Source organism: Blautia sp. RTP21359st1_E11_RTP21359_211015 (assembly GCF_040910705.1).
Taxonomy (GTDB): Bacteria; Bacillota; Clostridia; order Lachnospirales; family Lachnospiraceae; genus Blautia_A; species Blautia_A fusiformis.
Genome location: NZ_JBDGAB010000040.1, coordinates 19,046 through 34,556, shown reverse-complemented (window position 1 = coordinate 34,556; position 15,511 = coordinate 19,046). Strand labels below are relative to the sequence as shown.

At 45.0% G+C, this 15,511-nt stretch carries 15 protein-coding genes; 1 reads left to right on the top strand and 14 read right to left on the bottom strand.

All coding sequences use genetic code 11. The features are described 5' to 3' along the window. A partial coding sequence (locus AB5026_RS13390) for an RnfABCDGE type electron transport complex subunit C (RefSeq protein WP_368213474.1) occupies positions 1–1,008 on the bottom strand: 1,008 nt, incomplete at its 3' end. A gap of 478 nt (positions 1,009–1,486) precedes the next feature. On the opposite strand from AB5026_RS13390, the gene AB5026_RS13385 reads away from it, so the two are divergent. Beyond that, positions 1,487–2,506 (top strand): ribonuclease H-like domain-containing protein, encoded by a 1,020-nt coding sequence (locus AB5026_RS13385; RefSeq protein WP_129974911.1) that lies wholly within the window; start codon positions 1,487–1,489, stop codon positions 2,504–2,506. 102 nt (positions 2,507–2,608) lie between these two features. On the opposite strand, the gene rpsA is transcribed toward AB5026_RS13385, so the two are convergent. The 13 genes from rpsA to AB5026_RS13320 form a co-directional block, all read right to left on the bottom strand. Further along, a complete protein-coding gene (rpsA, locus tag AB5026_RS13380) occupies positions 2,609–3,685 on the bottom strand; it encodes a 30S ribosomal protein S1 (RefSeq protein ID WP_015524876.1) in 1,077 nt (358 codons plus the stop codon). After that, on the bottom strand, positions 3,666–4,532 hold the full coding sequence (gene ispH / locus AB5026_RS13375; RefSeq protein ID WP_114002443.1) for a 4-hydroxy-3-methylbut-2-enyl diphosphate reductase: 867 nt from the start codon (positions 4,530–4,532) through the stop codon (positions 3,666–3,668). Before ispH ends, rpsA begins: the two co-directional genes overlap by 20 nt. After that, positions 4,529–5,194 carry a (d)CMP kinase gene (cmk, locus tag AB5026_RS13370; RefSeq protein WP_015524874.1) on the bottom strand — a complete coding sequence of 222 codons (666 nt, stop codon included), beginning with the start codon at positions 5,192–5,194 and terminating at the stop codon, positions 4,529–4,531. The genes ispH and cmk overlap by 4 nt, the downstream gene beginning before the upstream one ends. Positions 5,195–5,219: 25 nt before the next feature. Beyond that, complete coding sequence (locus AB5026_RS13365; RefSeq protein WP_368213473.1) at positions 5,220–6,449, bottom strand: NAD(P)/FAD-dependent oxidoreductase; 1,230 nt, start codon at positions 6,447–6,449, stop codon at positions 5,220–5,222. 103 nt (positions 6,450–6,552) lie between these two features. Next, entirely contained in the window at positions 6,553–7,965 is a 1,413-nt protein-coding gene (locus tag AB5026_RS13360) for an oxaloacetate decarboxylase subunit alpha (RefSeq protein WP_015524872.1), read from the bottom strand. A 36-nt stretch (positions 7,966–8,001) separates the two neighbouring features. After that, complete coding sequence (locus tag AB5026_RS13355) at positions 8,002–9,150, bottom strand: sodium ion-translocating decarboxylase subunit beta (protein WP_015524871.1); 1,149 nt, start codon at positions 9,148–9,150, stop codon at positions 8,002–8,004. Positions 9,151–9,165: 15 nt separating this feature from the next. Further along, complete coding sequence (locus tag AB5026_RS13350; protein ID WP_015524870.1) at positions 9,166–9,546, bottom strand: biotin/lipoyl-containing protein; 381 nt, start codon at positions 9,544–9,546, stop codon at positions 9,166–9,168. A 23-nt stretch (positions 9,547–9,569) separates the two neighbouring features. Continuing rightward, on the bottom strand, positions 9,570–10,331 hold the full coding sequence (locus AB5026_RS13345) for an OadG family transporter subunit (protein WP_015524869.1): 762 nt from the start codon (positions 10,329–10,331) through the stop codon (positions 9,570–9,572). Between the two features lie 13 nt (positions 10,332–10,344). After that, entirely contained in the window at positions 10,345–11,781 is a 1,437-nt protein-coding gene (locus AB5026_RS13340; RefSeq protein ID WP_173722265.1) for an acyl-CoA carboxylase subunit beta, read from the bottom strand. A gap of 141 nt (positions 11,782–11,922) precedes the next feature. After that, positions 11,923–13,146: a D-alanyl-D-alanine carboxypeptidase family protein gene (locus AB5026_RS13335; RefSeq protein WP_173722266.1), complete on the bottom strand. Its 1,224-nt coding sequence runs from the start codon at positions 13,144–13,146 to the stop codon at positions 11,923–11,925. A gap of 112 nt (positions 13,147–13,258) precedes the next feature. After that, positions 13,259–14,056, bottom strand: a complete 798-nt coding sequence (locus AB5026_RS13330) for a zinc dependent phospholipase C family protein (protein WP_044960811.1) — start codon at positions 14,054–14,056, stop codon at positions 13,259–13,261. A gap of 72 nt (positions 14,057–14,128) precedes the next feature. Next, positions 14,129–14,698 carry an SMC-Scp complex subunit ScpB gene (gene scpB / locus AB5026_RS13325; protein WP_022426764.1) on the bottom strand — a complete coding sequence of 190 codons (570 nt, stop codon included), beginning with the start codon at positions 14,696–14,698 and terminating at the stop codon, positions 14,129–14,131. A 23-nt stretch (positions 14,699–14,721) separates the two neighbouring features. Continuing rightward, positions 14,722–15,507 (bottom strand): ScpA family protein, encoded by a 786-nt coding sequence (locus AB5026_RS13320; RefSeq protein WP_015524863.1) that lies wholly within the window; start codon positions 15,505–15,507, stop codon positions 14,722–14,724. Positions 15,508–15,511: the final 4 nt, after the last annotated feature.

The following is a 15,511-nucleotide window of genomic DNA, read 5'->3' as shown; positions in this document are numbered from 1 at the left end:
ATACAGCGCAAATCCCATCATCGGTCCGCCGGAGATTGCTTTTGCGATCTTTTCCTTCAGTCCGCCTGCAGCATCTACCAGTTCAGACAGATCTGTGCCTGTAAGAACGGAAAAGTTCTTCGGTGTGCGGATTCCGTCTCCGGTAACCGTTACATTACGGCTGATGACCGGCTGTCCGAGGATCACTGCCTTATAAACAGAAGTAACAGTCTCTACGTTATCAACCACGCATCCTACATCTGCCGGAAGCATAGTGGAATTGATCTCTCTGCCTGTTACCGCATAGATCAGCGTACGTTCACCACCCTGTGGGTATTTGGTCTTAAGCTCTTTTACTTCCATACGCTCTTTGCCTTTGATGGCTTCTTTCATCCTGGCAATACAATCCGGTTTGTTGTCCTCGATACAAATACATCCCACTGCCTTCGGGAAAGCTTTCAGGATTACTTCCAGACCGCCAACAATGCTTTCCGGTTCTTCCATCATCCTTCGGTAGTCACTGGTGATATAAGGCTCACATTCCGCACCGTTGACCAGGATATGATCGATCTTGTCGGGTTCCTTTGGTGAGAGCTTTACATGTGTCGGGAAACCTGCACCACCCTGACCAACAACTCCGCCTTCCTGAATCCTTTTCAGGATATCCTCCTTGGAAAGATCCGAAAGCTTTGCAGGTGCATATTCCACAGATTCGTACAGACCGTCATTCTCAATGATGATCGCATCACCCATGGCGCCTACTGCGGTCAGACGTTTCTCGATTCCCTTTACGGTTCCTGATACAGACGAGTGTATCGGTGCGGAAACAAATCCTCCTGCTTCTGCGATTTTCTGTCCTGCAAGCACATGATCACCTTTTTTTACGATCGGCTTGGCCGGAGCTCCGATGTGCTGAGAAACAAGAATTGCCAGATCTCCCTTCGGCAGATACTTCTCGACAGGACAGTTTTTTGACAAATCTTTGCCGTCATAAGGATGGATACCACCCCTGAAGGTTAAAAATGCCATAGATCTCATCTCCTCCTTTATTTTTGCAAGTACATGTACATGGTATTTCTGCGTTGCGCATATACTCTTTTTTAAAGTTGATTCTGTGTTTCTGATTTTCCTTTTCTTATTTCATCCAAGACAAACAAGATATATTTCGCTCCCATAAATCATTTCGCGAAACATTACCAGCGAACAGTAACAAAGTAGCTTCTGCTTTGAGCAGGATATGTATGAAAGATTGAATCCAGACACGATCCTGTGATATACTTCGGTAGAAGATATTCACCAGCTCATAAAAAGCTGTAAATGAATAACTAATTTATGAAGCGATAATAGTCATTTTTTCACTGTCAATCCCTACATAAATCCAGTACCATTTCCTGTTTTTTATCATCAACTCTACTAATAACTATAACTCATTTCACTTTAAATTGCACTATTGAAAAGCAATTTTTTTGTGTATAATCAGATACAATCCATAAAGGAGAAAATTAACATGATCGTTAAAAAAATGCCGATTTTACAAGGGTTTCCAGACTTTAAGACTGTTAAAAAATTGACTAAAAATCATGGATTTTCAGAGCGTTTTGTACCGCTTTTCTATGATATTGAAACTACAGGACTATCACGAAATTCCACTTTTCTGTATCTGATCGGTGCTGTAGCCTACGAAGAAAACAACTGGCAGATGTACCAGTGGATGATTGAAAACGAAGAGGAAGAACCTGAACTTCTGAAAACATTTTCTGAATTCCTTCAGGATTTTTCATGTACGATCCAATATAACGGTGACAGCTTTGACCAGCCTTATCTGGATGCACGATATCAGATCCACGGACTCTCTTCCCCTTTTGCGGAGCTACCTTCTCTGGACCTTTACCGGGAACTAAAGCCGCTCAAGGGACTTCTAAAGCTTTCACGGATGAATCAGCCTTCTATGGAATCATTTCTCGGTATCACTGAACGGAACTACTGTGATGGAGGTGCCTGCATCCGTCTTTACAAACAATTCGCTTCCGGAAAGAAACCGGAAGCGGCAGAGATCGTTATGGGACATAACCAGGAAGATCTTCTGGGACTTGGAAAAATTTTCTCAATGCTGTCCTATCTTGCTCTTTTCAATGAAGATTACGAAGCACTAAATTGTGAAATTCAAGACGATCAATTGGCCTTTACCATTAAAACTAATTACGATCTGCCTGTTAAATTTTCAAATCATAGTGAAGAAATCTACATAATTGGACAGAATAACTGTGTCCGTCTTCTTGTAAAGTCTCAAAATGGACGTTTAAAGCAATACTACTCCAATTATAAGGATTACGATTACATCCCTTCCGAAGACACTGCCATACCAAAAGCCTTAAGTGCCTGCATGGACAAAAAGCTCCGAAGACCTGCCAAAAGGGAAACCTGTTACACCTGGTTCCCTGTAACAGAAGCTTTTCTGCATGATCCTTTAAAACAGAAAACCTATCTGAAACACTGCCTGCCATATTATCTTTCTGTTCTTAAATAATATCTCTCTGTTACGCAATTCCAATCAAAAAAAGGCCGTCACAATTAAATGTGACGGCCTCTGAAATTCAAAATATTCAACTGCTGTACAGCTTCTGAGAAATTACTCCTCTGTCTGCTCTGCAGAATTATCCTCGAGTGCTTTCATGCTGAGGCTGATCTTTCTGTCTTCGCCATTGAAATCAACAACCTTAGCCTCGATCTCCTGACCGATGGAAAGTACATCAGATGGTTTCGCAACGTGCTCTCTGGAGATCTGAGATACATGAAGAAGAGCATCTACTCCAGGTGCAAGCTCAACAAATGCACCGAAATCTGTCATACGTGCAACTTTGCCCTTTACTACGTTTCCTACTGCGAAGTCCTCAGCAGCTGTAAGCCATGGGTTCTCCTCCGGGAATTTAAGGGAAAGTGCGATCTTGTCTCCGTTGATATCTTTGATAAGAACTGTAACTTTATCACCTACGTTGAATACCTTCTTCGGGTTCTCTACTCTGCCCCAGGACATCTCAGAGATGTGAAGAAGTCCGTCTGCTCCGCCGAGGTCGATGAATGCACCGAAATCTGTAACATTCTTAACAACACCCTCAACTTTATCGCCTACGTTGATCTTAGCAAGAAGCTCTTTCTGTTTCTCAGCTTTCTCAGCAAGAAGAAGCTGTTTGCGGTTACCGATGATACGGCGTCTTCTTGGGTTGAACTCTGTGATAACGAACTCGATCTCCTGATCTGCATATTTGGAAAGATCTTTCTCATATGTGTCAGATACAAGGCTTGCAGGAATGAATACTCTTGCTTCCTCAACATTGACACAAAGACCACCGTCAAGTACCTGTGTTACAGGAGCCTTCAGAACCTCCTGGTTCTCAAATGCCTCCTCAAGACGTTTGTTGCCTTTCTCTGCAGCAAGACGTTTGTAGGTAAGTGTAACCTGTCCCTCTCCGTCGTTTACTTTGAGAACCTTTGCTTCCATGGTATCGCCAGGTTTAACAACGTCTGTAAGCACAACGCTTGAATCGTTTGTGTACTCGTTCTTTGTGATGATACCGTCTGCTTTATAGCCGATATTCAGGATGATCTCATCATCTTTAACATCGATGACGGTACCCTGTACGATCTCTCCATTTCTGATTGTTTTTACGGAATCTTCCAGCATCTGTTCAAAACTTAACTCTGACATGTTCTTGAACCTCCTCAATAATTTTCTTTGGGGTGGAAGCCCCTGCTGTAATACCTACACAACTACTGCATTGGAACATTTCAGAATCCAAGTCTACAGGTGTTTGTATATAGTAAGTATTTCCACATTCCTTTTTACATATTTCAAACAGCTTTTGAGTATTGGAGCTATGTCGGCCACCTACGACCAGCATAGTGTCTACCTCTCCGGCTATCGCTTTAGCTTCTTTCTGCCGTTCTTCGGTAGCATTACAAATAGTGTTTAAAATGTTTAAAATATTTAAAACATTATTATCATAACTCTTTTTGCGGAGAATTTCAACTAATTCTTGAAATTTGTTGTAATTAAATGTCGTCTGGGACACTACACATACTTCTTTTTCCGGAGAAATATTGAATTTCTCAGCATCCTCAGCATTTCTGATCACTGTATATGGTCCCTGACACCATCCACAGATCCCCTGGACTTCCGGATGGTCCGGATCACCGATGATCACAATATGGGCACCTCTGGAGCTTTCTCTCTCAACGATCTTGTGGATCTTCAGCACAAAAGGACAGGTAACATCTACATATCCGAGACCATATTTTTTGATCGTGTTATAAACCCTGCGGCCTACTCCATGGGAACGGATCACAACAGTGCCGCCCTTCAGGCTGCCAAGATCCTTCTCACAGATCACAGCCACACCTTTTTTTTCGAGATCTGAGACAACCTCCTCATTATGGATGATCGGGCCCAGTGTATAAATCGGTGCTGCATCGGAACCGATCAGCTCATAAACACGGTCAACTGCTCTTTGTACGCCGAAACAGAAGCCGGCAGTTTCTGCAACTTTTACATTCATCCGTTCACCCTTTTTCTGTATACGGAAAGGATACTCTCAACCACTTCGTCAATTCCCATCTCAGATGAATCAACAAGAACAGCATCCTCTGCTTTTTTAAGCGGAGAAACCGCGCGGTTCATATCTCTCTCATCTCTGTCAACGATATCTTTCAGGATCTCATCCATATCGCAGGCTTCACCCTTCTCTGTAAGCTCCAGGTATCGTCTGCTGGCACGGGTCTTTGCACTTGCAGTCAGAAAGATCTTCACTTCCGCATTGGGAAGAATGGTGGTTCCGATATCTCTTCCGTCCATAACTACATTATTCTCGGCTGCAAGATTGCGCTGCAGCTTCAGAAGATGTGCACGCACCTCCGGATTTGCAGAGCTTACAGATGCCATATTTCCTACCTCTTCCTTACGGAGGAACGCAGTTACATTCTTTCCGTTAAGGATCACCTGCTGCTCACCGTTCTCATAACGGATAGAGATATCCGCATCGTGACAGGCTTCAGAGATTTTTTCGTCACCGCTGATCCCTTTTTCCAGAAGATAAAGTGCCATGGCACGATACATTGCCCCTGTATCTACATAAATAAAGGACAGCTCCTTTGCCACTTTTTTTGCAATTGTGCTTTTTCCTGCACCTGCCGGTCCGTCAATTGCAATATTAATACCCATAATCGTTGCTCCTTCCTCTTTTCTGTTATTCTATCGCCTGAGCTGCCGCATACGCTGTAGACCATGCGATCTGAAGATTATAGCCACCGGTCACTGCATCCAGATCCAGTACTTCACCTGTAAAATACAGATTTTTTATTTTTTTGGATTCCATTGTGGATGGCTGTATCTCTTTTACTGACACACCGCCTCTTGTGATGATCGCTTCCTTAAACTCTCCCATTCCCGTGATCGTAAACGGAAAAGCCTTGATCAGACGGCCAAAAGCCTGACGCTCTTCCCTGGAGATCTCATGTACCGGTTTTTCCCCGGGGATACCGCCAATTTCGATCATGATCGGAGTCAGAGAAGACGGAAAAAGAACACCGATCACATTTTTAAACTGCTTGTTATGATTTGCATCAAATTCACGCAGGATCCGGGCGTCAAGCTGTTCTGCATCAAGCGCCGGCTTTAGATCCAGGAAAGCCTCCAAAGGCTCCTTTTCCAGCTTTTTGCCGATCTGGGCACTGGCGGAAAGGATCAGCGGTCCTGTCACTCCGAAATGAGTAAACATCATCTCGCCGAAATCTTTATAGAGAACTTTTTTGCCGGATTTTACTGTAAGCTCCACATTCCGAAGGGAAAGGCCCTGAAGTTTGGAGACATAATCTTCTTTTGCCACCAGTGGTACCAGTGATGGTGACTGGGAAACAACTTTATGTCCCGTTTCAGCAGCAAAACGATATCCATCTCCTGTGGAACCTGTGGACGGGTAGGAAAGCCCTCCTGTGGCAACTACCACAGTATCCGCTTCAAAAAAGGTACCGTCCGAAAGTAATACACCGGTAACTTTTTCATCCTGTGTACAAACTTCCTTTACCTCTGTATGAAGATGGATCTGCGCTCCGGATTTTTTCAGTTCCCGCTCAAGCGCACGGATAATATCTGATGAATGATCCGATACCGGAAAAACCCGGTTTCCACGCTCTGTTTTCAGCGACACTCCTGCCTCCTCAAAAAATTCCATCACATCTCTGCTTCCATAGGTGTAGAAAGCACTGTAAAGAAATTTGCGGTTTGACATCACTGCCGGAAAAAGTTCTTCGGTATCGGAATCATTGGTGACGTTGCACCGTCCCTTTCCGGTGATGAAAAGCTTTTTTCCGAGTTTCTCATTTTTTTCCAGTATGTGAACCTGGTGTCCTCTGCGCGCAGCATATACACCGCAGAGCATTCCGGCGGCACCGCCGCCTATGATCGCAACTTTGGACATTACCTGTTATCCTGCCTTTTTTATCTTTTTTATGCACAAAGGAGCCTGCATACAGCAAGCTCCTTTTCCTGTTTTGAAATGCATCTGCATTTCTATGTGTGCTTTATACCGGGTATGCGCCGTTCTTGGTATCTGCTACAGTCTCATCAACTTTTGTCTTCTGAGCCTGGCGATATTTAAAGAAGTCCATGGCAACCTGCGGGAACAGTGCATATGTGAGAACATCCTCATCCTGCTCCTTGTACTGTGCCATCTCGCTCTCAAGCTTATCAAGCTCATCCTCCAGAAGATCTGCCGGACGGCATGTGATCGGTTCAATATCTCCGATACATTTTTTCTGTACTTCCGGATTGAACGGTCTGGCTGTTGCGCCATACTTACCACTTAACACGTCTTTTGTCTCTTTTGTGACAACCTTGTAACGCTCGCCCATGATCACGTTAAATACAGCCTGTGTACCAACGATCTGAGAGGACGGTGTAACAAGCGGTGGCTCACCAAGGTCTTTACGTACACGCGGAACTTCCTCAAGTACTTCGTAGAATTTATCCTCGGCATGCTGCTCTTTCAGCTGTGATGTCAGGTTGGAAAGCATTCCGCCTGGTACCTGATACAGAAGAGTCTTGATGTTTACACCAAGGTTCTTCGGATTGAGAAGACCTGTATCAAGAGCCTCATCACGCATCGGACGGAAGTAGTCAGCGATCTCAGCGAGAAGCTGCTGATCAAATCCTGTATCATATGGTGTTCCCTTGAAGGTCTCAACCATAACCTCTGTTGCCGGCTGGGATGTTCCAAGAGCAAACGGAGACATTGCTGTGTCGATGATATCAACACCTGCCTCTACTGCCTTCATATATGTCATGGAAGCAACACCGGATGTATAGTGAGAATGAAGATCGATCGGGATCTTAACAGTCTCTTTGAGAGCCTGAACAAGCTCTGTAGCTTTGTACGGAACAAGAAGTCCTGCCATATCTTTGATACAGATGGAATCTGCACCCATATCCTCGATACGTTTTGCAAGATCTGTCCAGTAATCAAGTGTGTAAGCATCACCAAGTGTGTAAGCCATTGCAACCTGTGCATGTGCTTTCTCCTTGTTTGCTGCTTTTACAGCTGTCTGAAGGTTACGAAGGTCATTCATACAGTCAAAGATACGGATGATATCGATACCGTTAGCTGCGGATTTCTGTACAAAATACTCTACTACATCATCTGCATATGGACGATATCCAAGGATGTTCTGTCCACGGAACAGCATCTGAAGCTTTGTGTTTTTGAAACCGTCACGAAGTTTACGAAGTCTTTCCCACGGATCCTCTTTCAGGAAACGTAAGGAAGCATCGAAAGTAGCACCGCCCCAGCACTCTACTGCATAGTAGCCGACTTTGTCAAGCTTCTCAATGATCGGAAGCATCTGCTCTGTGCTCATACGTGTAGCGATCAGGGACTGATGAGCGTCACGCAGGATCGTTTCCACAACTTTCACAGGTTTTTTCTCTATTTCTGCCATAATTATTCTCCTTACAAATTTTTATAAGACAATGGGTTAGACACCAAAGATCGCCATGAATGTACCGGCAGCAACCGCTGTACCGATAACACCAGCAACGTTCGGTCCCATCGCATGCATCAGCAGGAAGTTTGTAGGATCTGCCTCAGCACCAACCTTCTGGGATACACGGGCTGCCATAGGAACGGCAGAAACACCGGCTGATCCGATCAGAGGATTGATCTTTCCGTGAGTAACCTTGCAGAGAAGCTTACCAAGCATAACACCACCAAAAGTACCGCAGGCAAAGGCAACAAGACCAAGAACTACGATCTTCAGTGTATCTACGTTCAGGAACGCCTCAGCACTTGTGGAAGCACCTACAGATGTTCCGAGAAGGATTACTACGATGTACATAAGAGCGTTGGAAGCTGTTTCAGAAAGCTGTTTAACAACTCCGGACTCACGGAACAGGTTTCCGAGCATCAGCATACCAACAAGGGGAGCTGTTGTCGGAAGGATCAGGCAAACAACGATTGTGATAACGATCGGGAAAAGGATCTTCTCAAGTTTTGTAACAGGACGGAGCTGCGCCATTTTGATCTTACGCTCTTTCTCTGTTGTGAAAGCCTTCATGATCGGAGGCTGGATGATCGGTACCAGGGACATATAGGAATATGCTGCCACTGCGATCGGTCCCATAAGAGAAGACTGTCCAAGCTTACCTGCAAGGAAAATGGAAGTCGGGCCGTCAGCACCACCAATGATAGAGATCGCTGCTGCTGCTTTACCATTAAATCCAAGGAAAATTGCAAGGAAGTATGCAAGGTAAATACCAAGCTGTGCAGCTGCTCCCATCAGGAAGCTGATCGGGTTTGCGATCAGCGGACCGAAGTCTGTCATCGCACCGACACCCAGGAAGATCAGTGAAGGAAGAATACTCCACTCATCCATTAAGTAAAAATAATGAAGAAGTCCGCCAACGCCATTGGATGAATCCTCAATGCTCAGCATAATGTCCGGATAAATATTTACCAGAAGCATACCAAAAGCGATCGGAACCAACAGCAGCGGCTCAAAACCATGTTTAATGGCAAGATATAAGAACACACATGCCACTGCGATCATCAGGTAGTTTCCCCAGGTAAGGTTGAAAAATGCTGTCTGATGGATCAGGTTTGACAGGGTATTTGTTACATAAGACATTTGTCTACCTCCTGTTTAGTTCATTGTTGCAAGAGTATCTCCATTTTCAACGGCAGCACCCTCTGCAACATCGATGCTGGCGATTGTTCCGTCCTGAGGAGCAACAACCGGGATCTCCATCTTCATGGACTCAACGATCACTACGCTGTCACCAGCTTTTACGCTCTGTCCAACAGATGCAACGATTTTTACAACTTTTCCAGGAACGGCTGCGGAAACTTTAACAGAACCTGCGCCTGCTGCCGGAGCTGCTGCCTTAGGAGCTGCTGCCGGAGCTGCCTTAGGAGCCGGAGCTGCTGCTTTTGGTGCTGCTGCAACTGGAGCTGCTGCGTTTCCGTTCTCTTCTACAGTAACTTCATATGCTGTTCCGTTAACAGTAATTGTATAACTCTTCATTTTAAAATCCTCCTAAATAATGATTATCTTTTTCTGCGATTGACTTTGCGGATGGAACGTACTACGAATCCGTCTGTGCTTGTTTTGCCTTCAGAAGCAGCGATCGCTGCGGCGATCACGGCAATAAGCTCACCATCATCTGTCACATCCTCAACAGCAGGCTCAGCAACTGGTGCTGCAACCGGAGCCGGTGCTGCGGCTGCGGGAGCCGGTTTGCTCTCTTTTTTCTTTCCTTCCACAAGTCCGGGAATATATTTGAAAAGAGAGATCACGAAGATCAGGAATGCCAAGATCACAAATACAGTTCCGAGACCCATCACTGTATTCAGCGCTGCCTTCTCCATGTTCTGTGCCAGTGTATAATTCACATCAACTGTAAGAGATGTCGGGGTTCCTGATTTATCAAATACATAAGTGAAATTCGCTTTGTTTTTCTCGAAGGATACCGGAACAACAACGGTATACTGATCATCGGAATACTCCACTGTGATATCTTTCTCCTCGATATCACCTTTTTTCTCACCAAGCTCTTCTCTGGAGCCATCCCATGCACTTGCAGCACTCTGTGTGAAAGCATCCTCTGATTCCAGATATCCCTGGATATCATCCTCGGACATTGCGATGATCGCATCCGTCAGGCCCTTGGTTGTTGTGACAAGCTGACTCTTTACAGAATCATCAATCTCATCAGCAGCCCATGCAGTAGCTGTGCATCCGATCAGAAGTGCGGCCACGCAAAGAAGTGCCATGCAGACAGAAGAGATCTTTTTATAAAACTGTCTCATACGCTCACCTCACTTAGACTGTTCCATGCTTTTTGGATGGACGGTCTTCCCTTTTTGTGAACAGCATCTCAAAAGCACCGATTACATATTTTCTTGTATCTTCTGCTTTGATCACAGTATCCACATATCCTCTTGCTGCTGCAGATGCGATACCGTTCTGGAGTTCTTTGTACTCAGCTGCCTTCTCATTCAGTGTAGAAGCGTCAGCTCCCTCATACATGATCTTTGCTGCAAGGGAAGCATCCATCATACCGATCTCAGCTGTATCCCATGCATAAACCATATCTGCTCCGACAGATTTGCTGTTCATGGCAACGTATGCAGTTCCGTATGCTTTACCAATTACAACATTTACCTTCGGTACAGTTGCAGATGCATAAGCATGTACCATCTCACCTACAGATTTAGCCATCATCTTCTCATTGCAGAGTGTAGCTTTAAATCCTGTTACATTAGTAAGAGTAAGTACCGGAATCTCAAAAGCATCACAGAATTTTACGAAGTCTGCTGCTTTTCTTGCACCTCTTGCAGAAAGAGTTCCGTCGGAAATCTCTGTCTTATTGCCATCAGCATCGTAAGATTCGCTTCTGTTTGCAACAGCGCCAACGGTAGCTCCGTTCAGACGAAGGAAGCCTGTTACGACATCCTGGCCGTAAGCTGCCTTTGTTTCAAAAAACTCACCATTATCAGCGATTCTTGAAAGCGCAATAGCTGTGTCGCCTGTGCAGCCTGCAATATCATCACATACTCTGTTCAGGTCATCTGTGCATTCCTTGAAGCTGTCATTGTCTTCATTGTTCTCCGGAAGCATGCTGACCAGTGTACGGATCTGTCCAAGGATCTCCTCTTCTGTTCCGATGCCGTCAACAAGTCCTGTCTCCTCGCTCTGGAACTGTGCGGAAGCTGAATCGCATTTTTCCACTCTGTTTCCTTCCAGTGCATTTGGAGTGTTTACAAACAGTCTGCCCTTCTTCTCCTCTACAAATGTAAAGTCTGTAAGAGCCGGTACAACTGCCATTCCACCGCCGCATGTTCCGAAAACAGCAGTGATCTGTGGAATAACACCGGATGCCAGTGTCTGTTTCAGATAGATCTCACCAAATGCCTCAAGTGCATCGGTAGCCTCCTGAAGACGAAGTCCCGCACAGTCTACAAGACCGATAACAGGTGCTCCAACTTTCAGAGCGAGATCATAAATTTTGGCGATCTTTTTGGCATGCATCTCACCAACTGTTCCGTTCAGTACAGATGCATCCTGGCTGTATACATACACCAGACTGCCGTCAATCACACCATATCCGGTGATCACACCGTCTGAAGGTGCTTTTTTTTCAGTCATGTTGAAATCCGTAGCTCTGGCTGTGACAGCCTGTCCGATCTCAACAAAACTGTTGGCGTCAAGCAGGGAATCGATCCTTGCAGCCGCTACGCTTTGTGTCGCATTACTCATTATACTATGCCCTCCATTTTTTTATTAATATAACCAAAAATTCAGCCGAGTATAATTGTACCTTTTTTTTGCAGAAAATTCAATACTTTTCGTCACGAACGTTAAAAAATTAACCCCTGACATATGCCAGGGGTCGCTAAATTAATGGAAATAATCCTTAAATACTTTATCCACATACCATTTATAGGTAATTCTGTCGATTTTGTCATCGGCGGTTGCAAGGCAGGAAAGGAGTTCTTTTCCGTTGAGCTTTGCATGGAGTGTACCGATCTTCTGGTTTTTCTGTATTGGTGCCGGTAGCTTATCCGGAAGTTCCGTTTCCCATGTGATCGTTTCTGTTTTTTTCAGAAGATATCTTTTCCCACGATCTTTTTCAGAAAGTACTGCGTGTATTTTCAGCATAACCTGTTTGGGAGGATATCCGGAATGATCGGACTTTTGCGGATATGGATCTTCTTTTCCCGGTGCTGCTTCTGTTACCGGGATCTCAGGCAGCTGCGGAAGCTCCGGCAGCATCACATACTGATAATTTTCCCTACCATAGGAAAGAAGCTTCTTAGTATCGCTCCATTTATAATTTTTATTTCCGGGCCATCCGCATCCCAGAAGAGCCACGATAAATAATCGCTCGTCCTGTCGGACTGCGCAGACATAACAATATCCGGCATTTCCTGTAAATCCTGTTTTTCCGGAGATCACTCCTGTTTCCATATCCAGGAAAGCATTGGTATTATGTACCGAATAATGCTTTTTTCCTGAGATATCCGTGAAAGTATAATCTCTGGTCTGGGTAATATGGACAAATGTTGCATTTTTTATTGCATACGCCATGATCAAGGCAAGATCCCGGGCTGTTGTATGATGGATACCGCCTTCATCTTCTCCATCCAGACCATTGGGTGTAACAAAATGTGTGTCCTTACATCCCAGCTCTTTTGCTTTTTCATTCATCTTCTCTGCAAAACCTTCTACGGAGCCGCCGATATGTTCCGCGATGGCCACTGCGGAATCATTATGGCTTTTCAGCATCAGTGAATAGAGAAGATCCTCCAGATAAAACTGCTGGCCTTCCCGCATGCCAAGACGTGTCTGTGGCTGAGATGCCGCATTCCCGGAAACCTGTACGTAATCATCTCCCTTTGCCAGCTCCAGAGCAAGAATACAGGTCATTACCTTTGTGGTGCTGGCATTCGGCCGTCCTTTGTATGCTTCTTTTCCGTACAGCACACGGCCGTTCTCCCCATCCATAAGAACTGCAGAAAGTGCATATAGATTTTCGTCATCTGCCGCCTTTACCGGAAAGATCTGACAAATAATAAGGACCGCTGTCACCAGCACGACAGCGGCCATACGCCGTTTGCTCATAATGCATCACCCCGTACACGGTTCATATAACTGTTTACAGTAACTGTTATATTTAATTTTATGCGGGGATAGCATTCAGATATCACTTGTATCTATTGTCTGCCGGGATCAATCATCCGTTAAAGGTCAGATCCCATCTGTCAGAAAGATGTCCTGGCCTGACTGCAAGTGCAGCAAGCTCTTCCAGCATATCCGGTGCCTTGGCAAGTGCCTCTTCCATCAGACTGTCCAGCTTAAGAAGCTCCTCCCTACAGTCGATCTCCGGCTCCGGGCTCATAAAAAATTCGGTAATAAACGCAGATATCTTTTTTCCTGCGGGGGAAAGGGCATGTTCCGAAAGGCGTCTCTTCCTTCCTCCATCATCACATACCAAAATACAGGTGAATATCTTCATCATTTTCAATGACAGATAAATGTTCCAGGTACGGATCGCCGGCAGTACCTGGTGTATCGTCCATGCACTGAGAAAACTGGCACGGATCCCATGCGACGGATAAAAACGCAATGGATCTTTGCCGGTTTCATACATCAGCATACGGTCAAATTCCTTCTCAAAGAGCGTATGTGAGATTTTCCCCTCGGCAGCTACCTGATTGACGTAAGGATGACAGGTAGAATCCAGGATATAATGACATCCGAACCCCAGCAGGTAAGCCATCAGTGCAGGATTTTTTTCCTCCCGGACCTTCGCCATGCCCTTTTCAAAGAATTCTCTTGCTTTCCGTCCATGCATCTGCACTCCGTACTGTGTCACCGGATTTTTGGATATAAAATAATAAAACAGGATATCCGGACCATGCTGTCCGATCCGGTACAGATTTCCGTTGCTTCGGATCAGATGCTGTAATTTTGCGGAAAGTTTCCGGTAAACCCTTTTTCCAAAAAGATCATGTGCGTATGTTGTGGGCATTTTCGTCACTCCTCTTCTGTTTTCTGATCTGTCCGACAGGTCCCGTAAACCGGCATCTGTCCGTGTTATTTGTTATACGTCCAGCTTCAGCTGGATCTCTTCCTCTGCTTCCGCCTTGAAATCCTCCAGCTGGACCGGATCCATTTCCGGAAGGTCTTCCAGCCCCTGGACACCAAAGCAGCGCAGAAATTCTTCGGTGGTTCCCAGGAGGATCGGGCGACCCGGAGCATCCAGACGTCCAAGTTCTCTCACAAGATCATAATCCATCAGTTTATTGATGGCATGATCACATTTTACCCCTCGGATCTTTTCAATCTCTGCTTTTGTAACGGGCTGTTTGTAGGCAATGATCGAAAGGGTTTCAAGCATAACGTCTGTCAGCGTGGGTTTCTTTGGCTGCGCTGCGATCCGGATAAGAGAATCATAGTATTCTTTTTTTGTACAAAGCTGAAAGGAGTTTTCGAGCTCTATGATCTGGATCCCCCGCTCTTCTTCCTGATAACGGATCATCATATTTCGGATGATATTTTCCGTTGTTGTAGGATCCTGACGGATCGCTCTGGCAATACGGGGTAATTCCACTGCTTCTCCCATTGCAAACAGGATGGCTTCGATTTCTCCTTCAATTCGTTTGATTTCCACTTATTGTCCTCATTCCTACTATATTATTCATCTGCGAACTCTGTCAGATTCTTCCATGTGTCCGGATCCGTGATAACTTCCACATGAATATCATCAAAAAGATCTTCCTGTTCTGCATGAACATGTCCCATTTTCATCAATTCCAGAATTGCCAGAAATGTCACGATCAGCTGTATTTTGGAATGCTGGTTTTCCATCAGCCTGCGAAAGCTGAATTTCCGGTGAGCTTTTGCATATTCCTTCATTTCCAGCAATTTATCGGAAAGTGATATTTCCTCTTTTTCGATCCTTCCGAATTTACTTCGGATCGGATCGATCTTATTTTCCTGTCTGCGGATCAAAGCCTGATAGATCGCACTCATCCGCTCCAGTGTCAGACCCCGGAGAAGTTCCTGGGGATCAGACGGTGGAGTATACTGCAGCACTTCTTCCGGAAGATCCTGTTTTCGGTAATAAACCCCTGCCGCATCTCCAAGCCTGTCCCGTAATTCATAGGACATATATTTGTACATCTTATATTCCAGCAGCTTCTGCACAAGCTCTGCTCTGGGGTCCTCTTCTTCTCCTTCCTCATTTACTTCTTTCGGAAGAAGCATTTTACATTTGATATCCAGAAGAGTAGCTGCCATGACAAGAAATTCACTCATAATCCCCAGATCTTCTTTTTCCATGGAATGCAGATATTCCATATACTGATCTGTGATCTCCACAATAGGAATATCATAGATATCGATCTTGTTTTTGTCGATCAGGTGAAGCAGAAGATCCAGAGGGCCTTCAAATACATTCAGCTTAACAGATAATGCCATAGGG

Coding starts and splice junctions, on each gene's coding strand:
- AB5026_RS13360 (WP_015524872.1), bottom strand. CDS start 7,965: ATGGCAGAAATAGAGAAAAAACCTGTGAAAGTTGTGGAAACGATCCTG.
- AB5026_RS13335 (WP_173722266.1), bottom strand. CDS start 13,146: ATGAGCAAACGGCGTATGGCCGCTGTCGTGCTGGTGACAGCGGTCCTT.
- AB5026_RS13365 (WP_368213473.1), bottom strand. CDS start 6,449: ATGTCCAAAGTTGCGATCATAGGCGGCGGTGCCGCCGGAATGCTCTGC.
- rpsA (WP_015524876.1), bottom strand. CDS start 3,685: ATGTCAGAGTTAAGTTTTGAACAGATGCTGGAAGATTCCGTAAAAACA.
- AB5026_RS13320 (WP_015524863.1), bottom strand. CDS start 15,507: ATGGCATTATCTGTTAAGCTGAATGTATTTGAAGGCCCTCTGGATCTT.
- AB5026_RS13350 (WP_015524870.1), bottom strand. CDS start 9,546: ATGAAGAGTTATACAATTACTGTTAACGGAACAGCATATGAAGTTACT.
- cmk (WP_015524874.1), bottom strand. CDS start 5,194: ATGGGTATTAATATTGCAATTGACGGACCGGCAGGTGCAGGAAAAAGC.
- AB5026_RS13340 (WP_173722265.1), bottom strand. CDS start 11,781: ATGAGTAATGCGACACAAAGCGTAGCGGCTGCAAGGATCGATTCCCTG.
- AB5026_RS13345 (WP_015524869.1), bottom strand. CDS start 10,331: ATGAGACAGTTTTATAAAAAGATCTCTTCTGTCTGCATGGCACTTCTT.
- AB5026_RS13385 (WP_129974911.1), top strand. CDS start 1,487: ATGATCGTTAAAAAAATGCCGATTTTACAAGGGTTTCCAGACTTTAAG.
- ispH (WP_114002443.1), bottom strand. CDS start 4,532: ATGAATGTAAAAGTTGCAGAAACTGCCGGCTTCTGTTTCGGCGTACAA.
- AB5026_RS13355 (WP_015524871.1), bottom strand. CDS start 9,150: ATGTCTTATGTAACAAATACCCTGTCAAACCTGATCCATCAGACAGCA.
- AB5026_RS13330 (WP_044960811.1), bottom strand. CDS start 14,056: ATGCCCACAACATACGCACATGATCTTTTTGGAAAAAGGGTTTACCGG.